This window comes from Agrobacterium sp. rho-13.3, assembly GCF_033957765.2.
In the GTDB taxonomy this organism is placed as follows: Bacteria; Pseudomonadota; Alphaproteobacteria; order Rhizobiales; family Rhizobiaceae; genus Agrobacterium.
The window spans coordinates 911,498-932,010 of record NZ_CP192775.1 but is presented as its reverse complement, the minus strand read 5'-3'; the positions used below and the strand labels follow the sequence as shown (position 1 = coordinate 932,010).

The 20,513-nt window shown below is 55.4% G+C and carries 18 protein-coding genes; 10 read left to right on the top strand and 8 right to left on the bottom strand.

Features of this window, described 5'->3' with window-relative positions:
- Positions 1-159 precede the first annotated feature (159 nt).
- From RMR16_RS19190 to RMR16_RS19170, 5 genes are read left to right on the top strand one after another with little or no spacing between them, the layout of a single operon-like run.
- The gene (locus tag RMR16_RS19190; protein ID WP_320198908.1) at positions 160-828 is read left to right on the top strand and encodes an amino acid ABC transporter permease; all 669 of its coding nucleotides are present in this window, start codon (positions 160-162) and stop codon (positions 826-828) included.
- Between the two features lie 10 nt (positions 829-838).
- Entirely contained in the window at positions 839-1,489 is a 651-nt protein-coding gene (locus RMR16_RS19185; protein WP_320198907.1) for an amino acid ABC transporter permease, read from the top strand.
- A 35-nt stretch (positions 1,490-1,524) separates the two neighbouring features.
- Positions 1,525-2,364 carry a transporter substrate-binding domain-containing protein gene (locus tag RMR16_RS19180; RefSeq protein ID WP_320198906.1) on the top strand — a complete coding sequence of 280 codons (840 nt, stop codon included), beginning with the start codon at positions 1,525-1,527 and terminating at the stop codon, positions 2,362-2,364.
- A gap of 13 nt (positions 2,365-2,377) precedes the next feature.
- Positions 2,378-3,139, top strand: a complete 762-nt coding sequence (locus RMR16_RS19175; protein ID WP_320198905.1) for an amino acid ABC transporter ATP-binding protein — start codon at positions 2,378-2,380, stop codon at positions 3,137-3,139.
- Between the two features lie 56 nt (positions 3,140-3,195).
- On the top strand, positions 3,196-4,071 hold the full coding sequence (locus tag RMR16_RS19170; RefSeq protein ID WP_320198904.1) for a shikimate dehydrogenase: 876 nt from the start codon (positions 3,196-3,198) through the stop codon (positions 4,069-4,071).
- 12 nt (positions 4,072-4,083) lie between these two features.
- On the opposite strand, the gene RMR16_RS19165 is transcribed toward RMR16_RS19170, so the two are convergent.
- Positions 4,084-4,779: a TetR family transcriptional regulator gene (locus tag RMR16_RS19165; protein ID WP_320199013.1), complete on the bottom strand. Its 696-nt coding sequence runs from the start codon at positions 4,777-4,779 to the stop codon at positions 4,084-4,086.
- Positions 4,780-4,900: 121 nt separating this feature from the next.
- On the opposite strand from RMR16_RS19165, the gene RMR16_RS19160 reads away from it, so the two are divergent.
- Positions 4,901-6,802 (top strand): bifunctional sugar phosphate isomerase/epimerase/4-hydroxyphenylpyruvate dioxygenase family protein, encoded by a 1,902-nt coding sequence (locus tag RMR16_RS19160; RefSeq protein WP_320199012.1) that lies wholly within the window; start codon positions 4,901-4,903, stop codon positions 6,800-6,802.
- A 185-nt stretch (positions 6,803-6,987) separates the two neighbouring features.
- Here RMR16_RS19160 and RMR16_RS19155 read toward each other — a convergent pair whose 3' ends face one another.
- A complete protein-coding gene (locus tag RMR16_RS19155) occupies positions 6,988-9,054 on the bottom strand; it encodes a PAS domain-containing protein (protein ID WP_413785968.1) in 2,067 nt (688 codons plus the stop codon).
- Positions 9,047-10,573 (bottom strand): ATPase domain-containing protein, encoded by a 1,527-nt coding sequence (locus tag RMR16_RS19150; protein WP_432355055.1) that lies wholly within the window; start codon positions 10,571-10,573, stop codon positions 9,047-9,049. Before RMR16_RS19150 ends, RMR16_RS19155 begins: the two co-directional genes overlap by 8 nt.
- Positions 10,574-10,800: 227 nt before the next feature.
- Here RMR16_RS19150 and RMR16_RS19145 point away from each other — a divergent pair, with 227 nt between their 5' ends.
- Entirely contained in the window at positions 10,801-11,097 is a 297-nt protein-coding gene (locus RMR16_RS19145) for a PRC-barrel domain-containing protein (protein WP_320198902.1), read from the top strand.
- 51 nt (positions 11,098-11,148) lie between these two features.
- Here the strand turns inward: RMR16_RS19145 and RMR16_RS19140 are convergent, their stop codons facing one another.
- Entirely contained in the window at positions 11,149-12,897 is a 1,749-nt protein-coding gene (locus RMR16_RS19140) for an ATP-binding protein (RefSeq protein WP_320198901.1), read from the bottom strand.
- 321 nt (positions 12,898-13,218) lie between these two features.
- Between RMR16_RS19140 and RMR16_RS19135 the strand changes: the two genes are divergently transcribed.
- From RMR16_RS19135 to RMR16_RS19125, 3 genes are read left to right on the top strand one after another with little or no spacing between them, the layout of a single operon-like run.
- Positions 13,219-14,214, top strand: a complete 996-nt coding sequence (locus tag RMR16_RS19135) for an aliphatic sulfonate ABC transporter substrate-binding protein (protein WP_320198900.1) — start codon at positions 13,219-13,221, stop codon at positions 14,212-14,214.
- Positions 14,211-15,080, top strand: coding sequence for an ABC transporter permease (locus RMR16_RS19130; RefSeq protein ID WP_320198899.1), 870 nt, complete (start codon positions 14,211-14,213; stop codon positions 15,078-15,080). The genes RMR16_RS19135 and RMR16_RS19130 overlap by 4 nt, the downstream gene beginning before the upstream one ends.
- Positions 15,077-15,811, top strand: coding sequence for an ABC transporter ATP-binding protein (locus RMR16_RS19125; protein WP_320198898.1), 735 nt, complete (start codon positions 15,077-15,079; stop codon positions 15,809-15,811). Before RMR16_RS19130 ends, RMR16_RS19125 begins: the two co-directional genes overlap by 4 nt.
- 12 nt (positions 15,812-15,823) lie before the next feature.
- Here RMR16_RS19125 and RMR16_RS19120 read toward each other — a convergent pair whose 3' ends face one another.
- The 4 genes from RMR16_RS19120 to RMR16_RS19105 are packed head-to-tail and all read right to left on the bottom strand — an operon-like array spanning position 15,824 to position 20,513.
- Positions 15,824-17,884 (bottom strand): SUMF1/EgtB/PvdO family nonheme iron enzyme, encoded by a 2,061-nt coding sequence (locus tag RMR16_RS19120; RefSeq protein WP_320198897.1) that lies wholly within the window; start codon positions 17,882-17,884, stop codon positions 15,824-15,826.
- The gene (locus tag RMR16_RS19115; protein ID WP_320198896.1) at positions 17,884-18,264 is read right to left on the bottom strand and encodes a VOC family protein; all 381 of its coding nucleotides are present in this window, start codon (positions 18,262-18,264) and stop codon (positions 17,884-17,886) included. The genes RMR16_RS19120 and RMR16_RS19115 overlap by 1 nt, the downstream gene beginning before the upstream one ends.
- A 15-nt stretch (positions 18,265-18,279) precedes the next feature.
- Complete coding sequence (locus tag RMR16_RS19110; RefSeq protein ID WP_432355051.1) at positions 18,280-19,656, bottom strand: ABC transporter substrate-binding protein; 1,377 nt, start codon at positions 19,654-19,656, stop codon at positions 18,280-18,282.
- 17 nt (positions 19,657-19,673) lie between these two features.
- Complete coding sequence (locus tag RMR16_RS19105) at positions 19,674-20,513, bottom strand: ABC transporter permease (RefSeq protein WP_320198894.1); 840 nt, start codon at positions 20,511-20,513, stop codon at positions 19,674-19,676.

The window sequence follows — 20,513 nt, the reverse complement described above, 5'->3', positions numbered from 1 at the left end:
CTGGTACAAACATTCCAACGACTGATAATCGATATCCGGGAGGAGCCGGTGTAGATACGTCTATAAGTTGAAAAGATGAGGGAGCATTTCGGCGTTTTGATGTGTCGAAATGGGCTGAACAGGGCAGATACAAGCTCTGGACGCAATGGAGGAGGGTTTATGGCATATACGCTTGATTTTTCGGTGGTCTATGACCGCCTGCCAGAATTGCTTTTCGCGTGTCTTGCCACGATGGGCCTTGCCATCGCTGGTATGTCACTTGCCACCATCATCGGCGTTTTGGGCGTGATCGCACGCCGCTCAAGATTCAAGTTTCTGCACGGGCTGGTCATCGGCTTCGTGGAAATCATCCGAAACACCCCGTTTCTCGTACAGATTTTCTTTATCTTCTTCGCTTTGCCGCAGATCGGCTTGCGTCTCAACCCCACTGTAACAGCCATCGTGGCGCTGGCCCTCAACGGCGGAGCCTACGCCATTGAAATCATTCGTGGCGGTGTGGATGCGGTTCCAAAGGGCCAAGTCGAGGCCGGATTGGCGCTTGGGCTGCGGCGGGCACAAATCTTCCGCCACATCATTCTCACGCCCGCACTGCGCGCCGTTTATCCTTCGTTGACCAGCCAGTTCATCATGCTGACGCTGACGACATCCGTGTGCACCTCGATTGCTGCATACGAGTTGACGTCCGTTGCGCAGAAGATTGAGGCAGATACCTTCCGTTCTTTCGAGGTCTATTTCTCGATCACGCTGCTCTACCTCGTCATTTCCTCGCTGATGATGGGCGTTTTCGCGCTCATTTCCCGCACGTCATTCAGCTATCCGGTCAAGTGAGGAAAACACCATGGCAACCATCGGTCCCAACGAGTTGTTTTTCCTTATGCAAGGCCTAAAATGGACACTTGCACTGACCCTCATCGGCTTTATCGGCGGCGGCGTGTTCGGGCTCTGCGTAGCGCTTGCCCGCACCGCAGAAAATCCCCTCAGCAGACGTGTGACAGCTGGTTACATCGCCGTGTTTCAAGGCACCCCGCTTCTGATGCAGCTCTTTGTGGTCTATTATGGCGTGGCACTGGCCGGTCTTGATGTCGACGCGTGGATTGCCGTTGCCGTTGCATTCACCCTGCATGCCAGCGCGTTCCTCGGAGAAATCTGGCGGGGTGGCATTCAGGCCGTGCCGAAAGGGCAGGAAGAAGCAGCAAAGGCACTTGGCCTGCATTACGTCTCCAGAATGAAGGACGTTGTGTTGCCGCAAGCTCTCAAGATTTCCCTGCCTGCGACCATCGGCTTTCTTGTCCAACTCATCAAAGGCACATCGCTGGCAGCTATTGTCGGCTTCGTGGAGCTATCCCGCGCCGGGCAGATCGTGTCCAACCAGACGTTCAAACCCCTCACGGTCTTCGCCATCGTCGGCTTGATCTATTTCCTGATTTGCTGGCCGCTCTCGCTTTGGGGTGCGGGCGTCGAAAAAAGGCTTCAGACCACGTCCCGTTAAAAAAATCTTATCAGCTTTGTAAGGAGGAGCAAAAGATGAAGTCCAACACTATGACAATGAAACGCCGGGTATTGCTTGCGCTGGCCGCAGCAGCCGTCGCCATGCCGTTTGTCGCACCGGGCAACGCATTCGCTGGAACCGTTGAAGAAGCGAAAGCCAAGGGCAAGGTCGTTATCGGCATTCAGGGTGACAATTCGCCGTGGGGTTTTGTGAACTCCACCGGCGTGCAGGATGGTCTGGACGCTGACATCGGCAAGGCATTTGCGGAATATCTTGGTGTGAAGGCTGAGTTCGTACCGCTGGCCGTCGCAAACCGCATTCCAGCCCTGCTGACAGGTAAGGTCGACGTGTTGTTTGCCACCATGGGCATGACCGCTGAACGCGCCAAGACAATCCAGTATTCCAAGCCATATGCGGGCAACGTGCTGTCGGTTTATGGACCGAAGGAAAAAAAAATCGCTGGTTATGACGATCTGACCGGCGTTGCGGTCGGCGTGCCGAAATCCAGCGCAATGGATACGTCCATTACCGCCGGTGCTGGCACCAAGGCAAATATCCTTCGGTTTGACGATGATGCTGCCAACATTCAGGCGCTGATCTCGGGCCAGGTCGAAGTCGTGGGTGGCAACCAGTTTTACGGCGACAGGCTGAACACAGCGGCCAGCGGCAAATATGAGCCGAAGTTCGATCTGACGACGCTTTATAACGGTGCAGGGACACGTTTGGGCGAGAAGGATTGGAACGAAACCATCAATTCCTTCCTCGACAAGATCAAGTCCGACGGGCAGCTGGCAAAGATTTACGACAAGTGGATGAAGCGTGAGGTTCCGGCGTTTCCGGCTTCGCTCACCGACATTCCCTTCACCGTAAAGTAATCAGGAGGCTTCCATGACACAGTCCAACGCCGCACATGTTCCGCTAATCGCTCTCGAAGGTGTTGGGAAATGGTATGGAGGCTTTCATGCACTCAAGAACATCGATCTGACGGTTCGCAAAGGCGAAAAAATCGTTCTTTGCGGACCTTCCGGTTCAGGCAAATCGACGCTGATCCGCTGCATCAACCACCTGGAAGAAATTCAGGAGGGTAAGATCACGGTTGAAGGCACAGTCCTGACGGGTTCGACTCTTGCGGTGGACACGGTGCGCCGCGAAGTCGGCATGGTATTCCAGAACTTCAATCTGTTTCCGCACAAGACGATTCTCGAAAACTGCACGCTTGCACCCATGCGGGTCAAAGGTCTCAAGAAGGCCGAAGCTGAAGCGATCGCCCGAAAATATCTGGAGCGAGTGCGCATCATCGATCAGGCAGAGAAATACCCAGCCCAGCTTTCGGGTGGCCAGCAGCAACGTGCCGCCATTGCCCGTGCGTTGTGCATGGAACCGAAAGCCATGCTGTTTGATGAACCCACCTCGGCACTCGACCCCGAAATGGTCAAGGAAGTGCTCGACACGATGATCGGTCTTGCTCGTGACGGCATGACGATGATTTGCGTGACCCACGAGATGGGCTTTGCGCGGCAGGTCGCCGACCGAGTGGTGTTCATGGCATCCGGTGAAATCATCGAGGAAGGACCGCCGGAGGAATTTTTCCGCAGTCCGCAACATCAGCGCACGCGCACCTTCTTGGGCGAAATTCTCGCGCATCACTGAATTCAGTCGGAAGACCAGATTACCCCTTTCCCATGCCCGATGAGCAGTATCCAGCCATGACAGACACAAGATCATTGAAAGTCGGCCTGATCGGCGCCGACATACAGCTTTCCAAAACCCCCGCGATGCATATGCGCGAGGGTGCTGCACATGGGCTGGACTATTCCTATGAGTTCATCGACATCAACGCCAGAAACCTGACTGAAAGCGCCCTGCCCGCCTTGCTGGACGAGGTGGAGGCACGGGGCTTTGCGGGCGTTAATGTGACCCACCCATTCAAGCAGATGGTCATTGCCCACCTTGATGACCTTTCAGACGATGCGCGTATGCTGGGCGCGGTCAACACGGTTGTTTTTCGCGATGGAAAACGCATAGGTCACAACACGGATTGGTATGGTTTTTACGAAAGCTTCAAGCGCGGCCTGCCGGATGCCAAACGCAACCGCGCTCTTTTGATCGGCGCCGGCGGTGCGGGTGTTGCAGTCGCCCACGCGGCGTTGAAACTGGAAATTGGTCGTCTGGATATTTATGACCAGAACTCCATCCGTGCCGCGCAACTGGCTGCGCAACTCAACGCTCGTTTTGGCGAAAACCGCGCTTTTGCTGTCGATAGCCCCGAAAACTCCCTGCCGCACGCGGATGGCTTGATCCATGCGACCCCGGTGGGCATGCCTGCCCATCCCGGCATGCCGGTGCAAGCGGACTTACTCGAAGCACGCCACTGGGTTGCTGACATCGTTTATATGCCTTTGGTCACCGCCTTGCTGGAAACCGGCGCCACAAAGGGATGCAGTATTTTGCCGGGCGGCGGCATGGCCGTGTTTCAAGCCGTGGGCGCATTTCGTCTTTTCTCTGGAAAAGAACCGAACCCGGAACGCATGAGCGCGCATTTCACCGAACTTTGCGAGAGCGAGAGCGAGAGCGTGGAATGAGCCAGCGCCCCCTCACTCGCCGCCTTTTTCGTTGGCGCTGATATGATCGGCCCGGAGCACATAGCGCAACACCATATCCGCGACATGGCGCGACAGGGCTTCCTGACCGTTTTCCGTAAACAGGCTATCACCGAAAATAAACGAGAAGGTCGCAACGTTCGACACATTGAAAAACGAGAGGGCGCTGATCTGCCAGTGCAGTTCAAGCGCGTTGACGCCATTGCGAAAAATGCCCTGTGTCTGACCACGAGACAGAACACTCTCCAAGGCTTTAATGGCCGGGCGGTTGAGTTCGCGGATCGTTTCAGAAAGCTGCATATGCCGCCCGTGGTGGACGTTTTCGATCATCACCATGCGGATGAATGCCGGGTTGCGGCGATGGTGATCGAAGGTGAAACGACAGAGCTTATCAAGTGCTGCAACCGGGTCGAGATCATCCAGCTCGAGGTCGCTTTCACCGCCGCGCACTCTGGCATAGGCTTCCTCAAGCACCTGCTGATAGAGGCCTTCCTTGTCTCCATAGTAGTAATAAATCATGCGTTTGGACGTGCGCGTGCGCGCGGCAATTTCGTCGATACGCGCTCCGGACAGACCATTTTGAGAAAACTCATCCATCGCGACGGAAAGAATGTCGCGGCGCACGCCCTCGGGATCACGCTTGGCCTTCCGCGGTTCGCTGGCACTGCTCGCAGTCGCGGTTTTCGTCATCATCCACCCATCAGCGGTCGGCCAGACTCAAACCGAAACCGTGTTTATTAACCAATCAGTACATAACACTGGAAAGGAAGGCAATATGGTCACCTCTGCCACACATCAGCAAAAGCTGCCAATGCGGACGTCCATCGCAACAGTTTCCATCAGCGGAGAGTTTCCCGAAAAACTCGCGGCCATCGCCAAGGCGGGTTTTGCGGGCGTCGAAATTTTCGAGAATGATTTTCTGACCTATGATGCCTCGCCGCGCGAGGTTCGCAAAATGGTTCTCGATCATGGGCTCGAAATCACTCTGTTCCAGCCATTTCGTGATTTTGAAGGCATGCCTGACCAGCACAGGCAGCGTGCCTTTGAACGGGCCGAGCGCAAGTTCGATATTATGGGCGAACTCGGCACCGACCTCATGCTGATCTGCTCGAATGTCTCCCCCATTTCACTGGGCGGTGTAGACCGCGCTGCTGCCGATTTTCGCGAACTGGGCGAACGTGCCGCCAAGCACGGCCTGCGGGTTGGCTATGAAGCTCTGGCATGGGGGCGGCATATCAGTGACCACCGTGATGCGTGGGAAGTCGTGCGTCGTGCAGACCACGCCAATGTCGGGATTATTCTGGACAGTTTCCACACGCTTTCGCGCAAGATCGATCCCAATTCGATCCGCTCCATTCCCGGCGACAAAATATTCATCGTGCAATTGGCAGATGCGCCGCTGTTCGATATGGACCTGCTCTACTGGAGCCGCCATTTCCGCAACATGCCGGGCGAAGGTGATTTGCCGGTGGTCGATTTCATGCGCGCAGTCGCCGCCACGGGTTATTCCGGCCCGTTATCGCTAGAGATTTTTAACGATCAGTTCCGCGGCGGTTCAGGGCGCCTGCTTGCCGAAGACGGGCATCGGTCTCTGATCAATCTGATGGATCAGGTCCAGCGGCTGGAACCGGACATTCGCATTGCGGCGCCTGAGATGCCAAACCCGATAGAGGCTCACGGCATAGAATTCGTGGAATTTACGACCGGACCGCAGGAAAAGACCAGTCTCGAAGCACTGCTTCTCACCCTCGGCTTTACGAAATCGGCCCGCCATTGCAACCGCGATATCGAGCTTTTTAGCCAAGGCGATATCCGCATCGTCATCAACACGGACAGCACCGGCGATAGCTTCGCAGGTGCATCATACTCCGTCCACGGCACCAATGCTTACGCCTTCGGCATCAAGGTCAACGATGCGGAAGCGGCACGTCAGCGCGCCGCGTCGCTTGGCGCACCAGCCTTTGCGGAACCGCGCCGACTTGGCGAGACCACCGTTCCCGCTATTCAGGGGGTTGGAAATGGCGTGATCTATTTCCTCGACGGTTCACCCGCACTGGCATCCATATGGGCCAACGAGTTCGTTCAACTGCCCGTCGAGGAACCGGACAGCAATGCCGGACTGCTGCGGATCGACCATCTCGCCCAGACCACACGTTACGACGAGATGCTGACATGGTTGCTGTTTTACACCTCGATATTCTCCATGCGCCGCACGCCGATGGTCGATGTGATCGATCCCGGCGGTGTGGTGCGCAGTCAGGCCATCGAAAGCCTTCCAAGACCGGATTTTCGCCTGACGATGAACGGTGCAGATAACCGTAAAACAATTGCTGGAAAATTTCTGGCGGAGGGGTTTGGCACCAGCATTCAGCATATCGCCTTAGCCACCGACGATATATTCGCGACGGCAAAAAGGCTGCTTGAGCGCGGTTTTCGCGCCCTGCCGATATCGCGCAACTATTACGACGATCTGGAAGCGCGATTTGGCTTGGAACCAGAATTTTCGGATGCACTGCGGGACGCCAGCATCCTCTACGACCGGGATGATAACGGAGAGTATTTTCAGATTTACAGCCAGACCTTCGGCGAAAGTTTCTTCTTCGAGATCGTTGAACGTCGTGGACATTATAGCGGCTATGGAGCGGGTAATGCACCGTTCCGCATCAGTGCACAGAGGCGGCTGCTTCGCCCAGAGGGGCTTCCGCGGGACTGAATGCAGAGGCGGATGGGACGGCGAAATAAGGAAAAAGCCTGCCACCCGATGATCGGTTGATGGGTCGCGACATGGCCTTTTCAGATCACATCTATGTCTTGAGTTGATGTCGGCCTGCCCGCAACGGGATCGCGTTAGGTGAAGTGCGAGGCTTTTAAGCGAACAGCCTCTTATTTATTAACCGCTTAGGCAGGGGCTAAGCCAGTAGATTGCGTCATCACCTTGCCGATCTCACTTGCGAGTTGGTCTTGAGTATAGGGTTTACTCAACCGGCTGACGTCGAGACCCGTGCCCTCCGGCAAATCTGCGTAGCCTGTCGCAATGAGGATCGGTAGCGCCGGGATGAGTTCGCGGGCTTTTCGCGAAAGCTCGCCGCCATTCATTCCGGGCATGGAAAAATCCGTGACGAGAAGATCGAAACTCTGGTCGGCTTCTAATATCGCAAGTGCCTGCTTACCGGAATTCGCTTCAACCACATGATGGCCGAGGTCTTCGAGCATATCGACGGAACTCATCGCGATAAGCGCATCGTCATCGACCATGAGAATTTTGAGCGACTGGGTCGTCGCACCATTGCTTTTGGGAGCATCGACAGGCTCATGTACCGGCGTTGCCGTGCTGTGAGAAACCGGAACCCAGAGTTCAGCCGTCGTTCCGCAACCTGGCGTACTTTGCAACACAAGCGCGCCTTTGAGCTGCAAGGCCAATCCGTGGATCATCGATAATCCCAAGCCTGTTCCCTTGCCAAGTTCTTTCGTGGAAAAGAAGGGGTCGATGGCCTTCTTCAGCGTCTCGCTGTCCATCCCTTGGCCCGTGTCTGTAACGAACAGCACGACATAATCACCTGCGGTCAGTTCAGGAGTCGTGCGGTCCGGTCGTCCCAGTCGAAGCCCCACACTGATGGACCCTCCATCTGGGGTTGCATCACGGGCATTGACGACGAGATTGAGAAGAGCCAGCTCGATCTGGTTTGCATCGCCCAGCGCCGAAGGTATGTCATCTGCCAGCGAATAGTTGAGTGCAATGGCGGAACCGACGGACTTCCGCAGAAGATCGCCCATCTCATCGACAAGCTTGCGCATATCCACCGGCTTGACCTGAAGATCCTGCCTGCGCGCAAATGCCAACAACCGTTGCGTCAGAGATGCGCCGCGTTTGGCACCCTTCATCGCGCCGTCGATCAGCCGCATGGCCTTTTCGTCGCCGGCCGCATGTTTGCCGAGCAATTCCAGATTTCCCATCACGGCCATCAATAGATTATTGAAGTCATGGGCCACGCCTCCTGTCAGCTGGCCGATGGCCTCCATCTTCAACGCCTGACGAAGTTGCTCTTCGGCTTTTTCTCGATGCTCCACTTCCGCCATGACCGCCTTGTGGGCGGTTGTAAGCTCGGCCGTACGTTCGGCAACTTTCATTTCAAGCGTTTCATTGATGAGGCGTTGCTGCTCAAGGCGCTGCATGCGTTCGGTGATGTCGGCCGAAACGCCCACCATTTTGACGGCAACACCGTGCCTGTCCCGATAAAGCTGCGCTCTAATTTCTGCCCAGTGCAATGAGCCATCAGGCCAGATGGTGCGGTATTCTATTGAATATTCTTCGCCGTTTTCGATTGTGTCACGAACGGCGGCCTGCATGCGAGGCCTGTCATCGGGATAAACGCTGGCGAGCAAATCCTTGTAGTCAAACCGGGCGTCAGAACTGTAACCGAAGACGGATTTGCATGTATTGGAACAGCTAAGCGTGCCTGTTGCCAATTCAAGCTCCCATGAACCCAGTCGCCCGGCGCTGAGCGCAGTTTGAAGCCGCCGTTCGCCATCGGCAAGCGCTTCGATTTGCAAACGGGCATCATATTGGCGCAACCTGTTTCTAAGGGCTGTGCGCGAAACACTGATAAATGTCGTGGCGTGAAACGGGCGCTCGACAAAGCTTACATTTCCGAGAATTTCTGACAGGCGCAAGGCTGCCGGGTTTCGTTCAGGCCCACCGCCGCGATGCGTCAAGACAATGAACGGGAGATCCGACCACGCGGGTTGATTGTCAACCCAGGCGGCAAGCGTCCGCAAATCGGCAGAGCGGAGTGTCTCCTCCGTGACGACCACAAACGCGATGTCATCATTGAGGCCCGCTGCCATGTCGGCCATGGTATCGACGGGCGCAGAATCGATACCAGCCTCTTTAAGCAATGATACCGCAATCTGCGAGTCTCTGCCTGTGGGAGCGTAGACAAGTGCCACTTGCTCGAGATCAGAAATTTTCCGAACTCCCCTCTAACGGCAGAAGCGATTGCTTTTCCGAAATAAGAACCGGAACGCCGCGCAAGACACCCTGAAAACCAGAGAGTGGTTCGCCTAAGGTCAGTCCGCCATCTCCTATCTTGAATTCACGGATCGTATCCTCGTGCTTGCCTGTCCGCTTTTTGATGACGGAGATTGCACGCTTCACCTTACCGGCAGCCTCGAAATAACGCAGCAAAATCACAGTGTCGGCGAGGTAGGTCACATCGACAGGTGATTTCACATCACCGACAAGCCCATGCTGGGCAACGGTCAGGAACGTATTGGCGCCTTGCCTGTTCAAGAACTGCAACAGCTCGTGCATATGTAATATGAGGGCATTTTCTTCAGGCATCGCCGCCTGATAGCCATTCACACTGTCAATCAACACGGTCTTGGCGTCAAAACTTGCAGCCCGGTCTCTGACGCGCTGGGCAAATTCTCCGGGCGAAAGCTCAGCCGCGTCCAGCTGCTCGATATGAAGAAGGCCATCGTCACGCATTTTCTCCAGATCGATGCCCATCTGTTTTATTCGATCGAAGAGAAGACCAAGCTCTTCGTCGAAGATAAAGGCCGCAGCCTTCTCACCGCGTTTGATAGCCGCATCAATGAATTGAAATCCAAACAGGCTTTTGCCTGTACCCGCAGGGCCGATGAGCAAGGTGCTTGAACCACGCTGAAGGCCGCCGCCCAGAAGGCCATCAAGCTGGTCAATCCCGCTGCTGATCGTGTCGCGGGTGAAGGAGCTTTTATGTTCAAGAGCGCGCAACCGAGGAAATACCGACACGCCGCCCGTGCGGATGACAAAATCATGGTAGCCGCCGCGGTAGGACTGGCCGCGATATTTCAATATCCGCACCCGGCGACGTTCTGATCCGTAGGTTGGGGAAAGTTCTTCAAGGTGTACGACACCATGAACGACGCTGTGAACCGTCTTATCCAAGACATCGGCGGTCAAATCGTCAAGCAGAAGCACTGTCGCACCGGATTTCGAAAAATAGTGCTTCAACGCGAGAATTTGGCGTCGGTACCGGAGCGAACTTTGCGCGAGGAGGCGAATTTCCGAGAGACTGTCAATTACGACGCGATCAGGCCTCACGCGTTCAAATGCACCAAAGATCAGTCTGGTGGTCTCGCCAAGCTCTAGGTCCGAAGAGTACAGCAGGCTCTGTTGTTGTTCGCTATCAAGCAAACTCTCAGGCGGCACCAATTCAAATATTTCGATGTTTTCGTTGAGAACCATCCCGTGGGATGCGGCGCTTTCGCGCAGTTCTTCTTCCGTCTCAGACAGGCTGATGTAGAGGCAACGTTCGCCACGTACTGCACCTTCGATCAGGAATTGAAGCGAGATTGTCGTCTTGCCAGTGCCAGGAGACCCCTCCAGCAAAAAAACGTGACGCCGGGATAATCCGCCTGATAAAATATCATCAAGTCCGACAACGCCAGTGGTGGCTTTATCATTGTTTTCTTGCATAGTCATCCTTGCTTGGCCGCTCATTCGCATCGAATACAATATCGCTAAATTAGGCAAATCCGTGTATCGCGTTTGAGCGACAACGAATGAAATATAATCACTGCATCCAGCATAGAACGGTCATGACGCAATCTCGTTCCAAGTGTTTTGACGGAGGCTTTCAGCACCAGCATCCCTCCCATCACCCCTATTGAAAAAAAGGGAACAATAGCTCTCCCGGGTCGTTACCTCTCCACACAAAGGAGAAGACGATGGACCACACAAATCACATTCGCCTCACCACCGAAGAACTCACAAATGAGACACTGGAAGGCGCAACGATTTACGGCGCCGATGACCACAAGGTTGGCAAGGTCGATCATATTCATGGCGCGGGCGCTGGCAGCACAGCCATCATAGATGTCGGCGGTTTTCTAGGAATTGGCGCCAAACCAGTCGCTGTTCCGATCGGCGATCTGGAATTCATGCGTGATGAAGATGGCGATGTCCACGCGGTCACAGTATGGACCAAAGACCAGCTAAAAGAGATGCCAGAGCATCAGCACTAATCCAAAAAAGCCCGGTTTAACCGGGCTTTTTTAATGCAGCGAAACGGTAATTTAGTGCCTCGACGCGCCGTGCTTGACTGGCATAGAGAACGTAAAGCGCGTTTGAATATCGTCCGAGTGCACAGCTATTGTGCCTTGATGTGCCTTGGCAATCTCCGAAGCAATATAAAGGCCAAGGCCAAGGCCCTGCATATTGGGCCTAAGATCACCGCGATGGAACGGTTGAAAAAGCTTATCCAGCATCTCAGGCGGGATAGGCTTGCCACGGTTGCTGACGCAAATTTCCAAATGACCTTCTCTCACATCACCCACTACCCTGACAGGTCCATTTTCGCTGCCATGCGTCAAAGCATTCGACACGAGATTTGAAAACATCTGCGACATCCTCAAGCGGTCAACCGGCAGCGCCGCGGGAACATTCAACTCAACGACGATAGACCGCTCCGGATGGGCAACGCGCAATTCGTCGACGACATGTGAAAGCGTGGTCGCGAGATCATCTTCACATATATTTAATGATATGCCGCCGCCAAGCCTTGCCCGCGCCAGATCCATGACATTGTCCACAAGGCCGCCCATGCGTGCAATGCTCGACTTCATAAGACCAAGAATGAGAGGGCTGCGGTCGGTCCATCCTTCTTTCAACAGGCGCGATGTCCCTGCATCGATGGCGGCGATTGGGTTACGCAAGTCATGACCGAGAACCGCAATGAACTGTTCGCGCAATTCTGACAATTGCTGTTCCCGCCCAAGCTGATCCTGTGCAGCCTTCAGCCGCTCTCCGGCATCCAGATGATAACTAATCAATTCAGCGAAAAGTCTAAAAGTCCCAAGCACCTGCGGATTGTTCAGCTTCGCAGGGTCCGGATCGATCGCGCAGAGCGTTCCAAAAAACTGGCCATTGGCGCGCACAATCGGCACCGATATATAGCTGCGCAGCCCATAGACGCGCGGCGTGTGGTGGTCCCGATAGACAGGGTCTTCGGCGGAATCGTCGAACACGACGACCTCGCGGTGATCTCTTATTTCGTTGCAAATTGTGCTTTCTATCGGAAGCTCATCGCCGGGTTTGAGACCGAAACCCGCGTGATCGAGCGACTGGCAGGTAATCCACCTGTCTTCCGTTACCCGCGCAACGGCGGCGAAGCCCATGCCTGTCATGCGCAGAACCACATCGAGAATGGTCGGAACAGCAGCAATGCCCGCAACGCGTTCGATGTCCTTCGGAAAATCGTCCTTTTGTCCTGCATCGATCGATGGCGGTCGCTGGGCTTTTTCCAGATCATCAGACAGCGCACCGATCAGGCCAACTGTTTCAAGTGCAGATGCGGCGGCGCTGGCCAAAGCTTCGAGCGTGTCGATTTCCCATTGCGTCGGCTTGTGCGGGTACGACCAGTAGGCACCAATTGCCCATAGAGCATTCGGCGCTTGTACCGGCGCCATCACCAAAGCTTTGACGAACGTGCTTGCATAAAGCTCGTGTGGTATCCGCTCGTCTTTAGATATGTCGGGAACAACAGCAGTTTGCCCTTTGGTCATGGCCCAGCCGCTGATGCACGCGATAACTGGAAATTTCTGCCCTTTCCAGAGCGGTCCAATCGCATCCTCCTCCACATAATGGCAGAGGTCGCCGTCCTTTCGAATGATCGCTATGCCCTCGCATCCAACAAGCGCGCGCGCCGAAGACCGGATCGTTTCAACGATTTCGTCGTGTGTCCGGGCATGCAAAATCAGTGCCGTAGCCCTGGTCAGGCTTGCAAGTGACATAGTGGAGGTCGATGCGAAATCATGCAGCGCCATGTGGGTCTTCTTTCCCGGAACTATGGCCGTTTTGCACCAGAGAAAAGCACCTTCGCACATGTCTGCTGTTAGAGCAAATTATGCAACATTACGGATATGAAATGTATAGGAACGCCGCTCAAAAAATACAGTCAACGGCTCCATCAGATTGCTCGTTGACGGACTTGTAAAAGACAATGTCGCGCCAACGAAGAGGATGAGAGGGAGATTTTCCAAGCGGACCGCGAAGTTTGGCATGAGGTTTCAGATCAGCGGATTGACCTCAAAAAGCGCGCGCCCTAATTTCAAAATACATAAATTATATAAGATAGGTGGACTGATATGACGTCTGAACATTCCCGCCGCAACCTTCTGAAACTCGGCGTCGCTGGCGCTCTTGCTGCACCATTCGTTTCCAGCAGTGCATGGGCTCAAGCCACGTCGGACTTCCCGGCAGAGTTGAAACTGGATTGGGGATTTTATTCGTCTCACACCCTTCTCATAAAGAACAAGGGTTGGCTCGAAGACGCATTCAAGGATGGCGGTACCAAAATCATCTGGGTGCAGTCGCGGGGCAGCAATAACTCGCTTGAATTCCTGAAAGTCGGCTCGACGGATTTCGCGGGTTCTGCGGCTCTTTCTGCATTCCTCGCCCGCGCCAACGGCGTTCCGTTGAAGGTCATCTATGTTGCGAGCTGGGGCGGCTCTTCGATCATTCAGGTTCGCCCAGACTCGCCGGTCAAAACCGTCGCTGATCTCAAAGGCAAAACGATTGCAGTCACCAAGGGCACCGCGCCCTATTTCACGCTGCTGCGCGCTCTTGCCGAATCTAAGCTGACAATTGACGATTTGAAGGTGGTCAATCTTCAACACCCTGAAGGCTTCAATGCGCTTCAGCAAGGACAGGTCGATGCCTGGGTTGGCATTGACCCACACACGTCTCAAGCCGAGCTGGCTGGAGACAGAGCGATTTTTGACGAGCGTAGCTGGCGCGATGGCAGCGTTTTCAGCGTATCGGAAGAGTTTCTTGCCAAGCATCCCAAGGCGGTTGAACGGCTGCTTGGCGTTTGGGTGCAGACGCAGAAATGGATTCGCGAGAACAATGGCGAGTTTATTGACTTCGTTACCCAAGTCACTGGCAATGACCCAAAGATTACCAAGCTGACAATCGAAAAGCGCGACTGGAAAGATCCTGTTCCGGGTGAGGAATTGCTCAACTCGATCCGTATCGTCACACCTCTGCTGGGCGATGACGTGCTGCGCCCCGGCGTCAATGTCGACAATGTTCTGGCATCGCTGACCGACCCCGCCCCTGCGAAAAAGGCTCTCGGGGCATGAGTTCCAATCCGCGCGAATATGAGCGCGAGACGAAACTGGTGAAACCTCTTGCTGTTCAGTTAAAGCTCCTGCGCAAAGCGGTGGCTTTTCTGGCACGTTTTGATTTAAGAGGCGCAATTGTTCCGGTCGGCTCACTCGTGCTGCTTGAGTTTTTCGTGCGTATGGGTTGGGTCAGCCCATACGTGCTGCCGCCGCCTTCGGAACTTTACGACACATTTCTGCGCCTTGCAGAAGGCCCGTTGTGGACGAACATCGCGGCAAGTGGTGCCCGCGTTTTCATCGGCTTTTTCATTGGCTCCCTTCTGGCTGTTGTCGTCGGTTCGATTGTAGGATTGGTGGTCGTGGCCGAGCGTTATCTCGAGCCAACATTTCAGGCGCTTCGAGCGGTTCCCAGCCTCGCATGGGTGCCCTTGCTGATGATCTGGTTTGGCATCGGAGAAACTTCGAAAATCGTTCTGATCGCAAAAAGTGCGTTTTTTCCCGTCTATCTCAATCTGTTTTCCGGCATCCGAAATGTCGACCGCAAACTGGTGGAAGTCGGTGAAATGTATCGCCAGCCGCTGCCCGTTCTGGTGTGGCGTATTTTCATTCCGGCATCATTGCCGCACCTGTTCACAGGCCTGCGATACGGGCTTTCGCTGGCATGGCTGAGTGTTGTGGCAGCCGAGCTTTTGGCCGCGTCCGAAGGCATCGGTTACATGCTGTCTGATGGTCGCGAGCTGTCGCGCCCCGACTTGGTGATGATTGCCATCTTCTGCCTTGCGGTTCTCGGCAAGATTTCTGACAGCATCCTCAAGGCAATCGAAGATCGCTGCCTCAGCTGGCGCGATACCTACTCCGCTCCAGCAGGAGGTAGCATTCGATGAGTTTGCTCAATGTCGATGTTCGAGAAAAAGCGTTTGGAGACACTGTCGTACTACACGACATCCACCTGACGCTGGGCGATGGCGAGGCCGCTGTCCTTCTCGGCCCCAGCGGGTGCGGCAAAAGCACCTTGCTGCGCATCGCGGCGGGCCTCGACAGGCAGTTTTCCGGTGCGGTCAAGTTTCAGCAACCGGAGCAAGCCCCAGCCTCGGCGTCTCCGCCAATCGCCTTTGTTTTTCAGGAACCGCGCCTGATGCCTTGGCTCACCGTTGCCGAAAATATCGGCTATGCGTCAGGCAACAAATATGACCGTCAGCGCGTCGAAGAGCTCATTGGCGATGTCGGTTTGACCGGCCAGTCAAAGACGCTTCCGAAGGCTTTGTCTGGAGGCATGGCACAACGCGTGGCCATCGCCAGAGGTCTTTATACGCAGCCGAAAATATTGCTTCTGGACGAGCCATTCAGCGCGGTTGATGCTTTCACGCGGATGAAATTGCAAGATCTCGTGTTGAAACTTGTCGAGCAGCGTGGAATTTCGTTTCTGCTCGTAACCCACGACATCGATGAGGCTCTCTACCTCGGCGACCGCATTTACATGATGGGCGCACAGGATGGACGGATCCAGCAACAAATCGAAGTCGATGTGCCGCGTCCACGCGACCGCAGATCAGCGCGTTTGGCCTCCCTCAAAAATGAGGTTCTGACCGCATTGCAGAACGCCCATATCATCTGACAGGGTTGCGCCTCAGGCTTTCGCCACAACGATGCGGAAGCCATTGCCGCGCCAGAAACCGTCTGGTTCCAAGCTGCCGCGATAGGTGCAGCAGGCTTTCTGCTGACCGCTTGAAAAGCAGCCGCCACGCAACACCCGGCGCACGGACGGCGCAGCATCCAAGTCTTCCCGCCCATCGTCGCGATAGGGATACGTAAAGCTTGGCGTTGCCATGTCCTCGCCCCAAAGCGTCGTGCACCACTCCCAAATCTGCCCAACCATATCGTAACAGCCATAGGCCGAACGGCCCTTGGAGAAAAGTCCAACGGTGCAGGTGTTGTTAAACCCCGCCTCTTCCGAATTGGCGGCATCGTCCTGCCAGACGCTGCCCCATGGATAGATGATGGTATCGGTATCCGGTTGATCGCCTCGAGCAGCCCGCTCCCATTCCGGCTCGGTTGGAAGACGGACAATATCATCAGCACCGATGCGGCCCTCGTGCCGCCAACGCAGGGTCAGCCAGTCACAATAAGCGCGGGCATCGTGCCATGTCAGATCAGTGGCCGGGGCAGTGCGCCGGTCTTCTACAAAACCATCCGGACTGCGCCAGACCCGTCCTGTGTCGGTAACGAAGTCTCCATAAGCAGCGTTCGTTACGGGATAAATCCCAATCCGAAAATCATTGACTGTCACCGGATGAGCCGGTGCGGAATTGGGGTGCGTGCCGGAGCCAAAGGTAAAGATGCCACCCGGCACCGATGCCAGCTCCTGCAAATCACGTGGGTCGCCCCACAGCGAAAGTTTGCGACCAGCCTTTTCACGCTCCGGTGCGGAGAGTGCGCCGATGCGAATGATATCAAGCAGAGAAGCAGTGATGGAATCGCGCATTGGGCTCTCGCCATCAATGAGATCGGCGGCGAGAAGTGCGCCGCGCAAAACATCGTCCCCCTCACCCTCAATGAGCGCTGTCGTCAATGCGTCGGCTTTTTCGGAGCCCGACAATCGTGCCGCAAGGCTTTTCACGACCGGTGCCAAAAGTGCCGGATTGTCGCGAAATGCCTGTATAGCCTCTGTGACGGGTCGGAAGGCAAGATGCCGCGCCGCAAGCAATTGGCGCACGCGCGTCACGGGCAACACATCGGGATCATCAAGCTTTCCGATCAACGCATCGAATGCAAGCCCGCACAAAAAGCGCCCCGTTTGCTCTTCCCCCGCAATCCGCGCAAGCCACATATCAGCGATGGTCTCGGCAGAACTGCCCGCATTGCCCGCACTCAATGCGAGCGCGAATTGGGCGGGGTTTACAGCCGCCTCCCCCAACGCGATACCCGTCGCGCGTAGATCAAGCCCGGCGAGCCGGCGGGCAGCATCACAACGCTGAACTTTCAGCAGAGGCAGAAGATCGTAACGCACCACGGCAGGTGGCAACGGCCAGCTTTTGACAACAGAAATCTCACCAAGCGCAAGCAGACGGATACGCAGGTGACGCGCTTGAAAGGCCAGCGCATCATCGAGAAGACGACGCCCATCCGCGCCCGCCGCCTCTAAACCGTCCAGAATGATTAGCAGAGTTGCATCGGACGCAGCCCATGCCTCGTTGGAGAGAATAGCGTCAACGCCTTGATATTCGGCATCCAGCAATTCGGCAAACGTCTTGCCTGATTTGACGGGAACATAGACTGGAAGGATGTTTTCCAGCCCCCAGCTCTCCGCATGAACAGCGCCAAGTTCGTTCCGTGGCAAGGGCGTGGTGGCAATGTCACGGTTGGTCAGGCTGAAAGCCAGATGTTTTGCGAAGCTCGTTTTGCCACTTCCCGTTTCACCCACCAGCAGCAGCGCAGCATGATCCCGCACCATTTCCAGCGCAGAAAAATAGACCGCCGGTTCCGGCTCCGCCTGATCCTTCAGCTTGCGCAGACCTTTGGCCGCCTTGTCCTCGAAGCTGAAATTGACCAGCAGCGGAATGTAGCCGGTCTTCAAGTCCACAGGGGAGCCGTCCGGCAGAGCGAAAAGCGGTGCCTGTCCGAGCTCGCTTACCTTCGATAAAAGCAGATCGCGCCATTCGGCCAGTGCGGTGAAATGTTGGGTATTCATCAAAACAGCTTTGCTACATCCGGATTATGGAAACGCTGGATTTCGATTGCGTAACCTGCGGGGTCCTCGAAAAAGAAGTGTTCACAAAAGGTGCCGCGCAGGACGTCGGAAACACCCTTCACCCCAGCATCTGTTATGCGCTTATGCCAGCCTTCGACATCCGGCACCACAATGGTGAGAAGCACCGCGCTTTTTTCCTGATGTTTCAAGTGACCACGATTGCCATCGACAATACCAAAATAACATTTGCCGGCGATGCGGTAAATGCGGGCAAGTCCTTGATCCAGTACCAGTTCCAAGCCCAGCACGTTTTCATAAAAGGGTACGACGGCGTGGATATCGTCATAATAAAAGAAGGTGATTGCGTAGTCTTTTTCCATGATCTTGTCCTAAACTCAGCAAATGTTGAGCGTGCCCTTGTGGTCAATTGAAAGCCCACCAATGCCTTTGCGCCCCGCAAAAACATCAACCGGGTGTACGAGATAAAGCCAGGGTGGATTTTCGTGAAGCCGTGTCAGGCAGCGCGCATAAGCAGCCTCCCGGTCGGCATCATTCACCGCATGATTGGCTTTTTTGATAAGCTCTTCCGTCTCTGCATCATCATAACCCTGCCACCACACGGCCTGTGTTTCGCTCGAAATCTTATCGTTTAAAATGCGATAGGTGCTGTGCGGCGACGAGTCGAAAATCGCCATATCGCCCATCTCTTTGCGGCCAATCTGTCGGGCATATTCTGGTCGATCCAACTCAGTCTCAACATCAACCTTCAGACCCACAGCCTCCAGCGCGTCAGCGACGAAATGGCTCATTTCCGGCGCACGCTCCGGCATGAAAGTCGGCGTGCGCAACCGTATTATGGCGTCCGTATCAACACGGTCGAGCAGGCGCTTCGCCTTTTCGAGATCATGGGCGATGGGCGCGAGATTGGCCTTGGCCATCCCCAAATGGAATGGGCTAACGATAGTTGAGGACGGTACAGCCAAACCGTGGAATATCTCGCGTGCCATAGCCGCACGGTCAACCGCGTGGTTGACGGCAAGACGGGCATCGGCGGAGCGGAAAAGACCCTGACTACAATTCAGGTAATACATGACCGACAAGGTGTTGGTCGCCTTGCCCCACTGAAAAACATCGTCAAAGTCGAGCTTGCCTTCACTGCCTTCCAGATTAAGAACAGCGTCGGCAACGCCACTTTTTAGTTGAGCGTAACGAGCATCGGCATGTTTCTCCGCCAGCGCCACGATGCGCAGGGGACCGGCTACGCCATTTACCCGCTCCAGCACGGCACGCTTCAACGGTTCGAACGCCGCGACCCTGTATCGGCCCGTCCCAAGAATTGGGCGACCCGCAGCATCGAACCGGGAGATATAGAATTCCGAAAAGATGTCGAGAATATCGGCAATCGGCCGAGGATTTTCGACACGCACCACGTTAGCGGCTTCGGCGGTTATCTTCGCATCCTTCAGGTAGCGCGCATAGGACCACTTCATACCGAACGTGTCCACGGCTTCGAGGATACCGTCTATAAAAGCAATGATATCGTCCGCCACGCATGGCTTACCATCATGAAAAACCGCGCCATCTCGAATGGTGAAACGCCATTGGCGGCCATCCGGCGAATGCGCCCATTCACTGAAAAGCGCCGGTTGAATAAAACCGTCCACCCATTTCAGAAGCGGTTCGAAGGCAAGGTTCTTGAGTGTGAGAACGCTTGTGTCGTCCGTTACCCGTGTGGCCGGCAGGAAATCGACTTTTTCCAAGCTGATGGTCATTGTCGTCATGGGCTTCCTCAACCAAGTTCGCTGCGGCGACGCGGATTGAACCAATCCGCTAGGCTATCGCCGATGAGGTTGAAGGACAGCACGGCCAGCAGAATTGCCATGCCGGGAGCCAGCGCAACCCAGGCAGCACTGCGGACATATTGAAGGTTGGCTGATACATCCGCACCCCATTCCGCGAGCGGCGGCTGAGCGCCGAGACCAAGGAAACCAAGGCTCGCCGTCTGGAGAATGGCGCTGCCAAGAGCCAGCGTCGACTGCACGAGCAGCGGCCCCAACCCATTCAGAAAGATATAACGCAGCAATATACGGTGGGTGGGCAGACCGAGCGAAACGGCGGCCTCGACATAGGGTTTGACGGATATGCTCAGCGCCTGACTGCGTGCGACGCGCGCAAATTGCGGTGCAAGCGTAATCGCCACGGCCAGCATGGCGTTCTGAAGACTGGGTCCAAAAGCGGCGGCAAGCGCGATGGCCAGAACCAGCGCGGGAAAGGCAAGGATCGCATCGACGATACGCATGATGATGCTATCAAGCCAGCCTCCGACAAACCCCGCCAGCATTCCGAAGAAAACGCCGATGACGAAAGCAATCGTCACCACGCCGACGCCAATCGTCAGCGTTGCACGCCCGCCATGCATGATGCGGGTCAGCACGTCACGACCGAATGCATCAGTCCCGAGCCAGTGCGCGACGGTCGGCCCTTCCAGTTTGTGCAATATGTCCAGCTTGGTTGGCGTATAGGGTGAAAGCATGGGGCCAACGGCGATAAGGCCGATGAGCGCTGCAAGAATGATGAGACCGAAAACGGCCAGAGGATTGTGTCGCAGGAAGATCAGGAGTTCACGCAT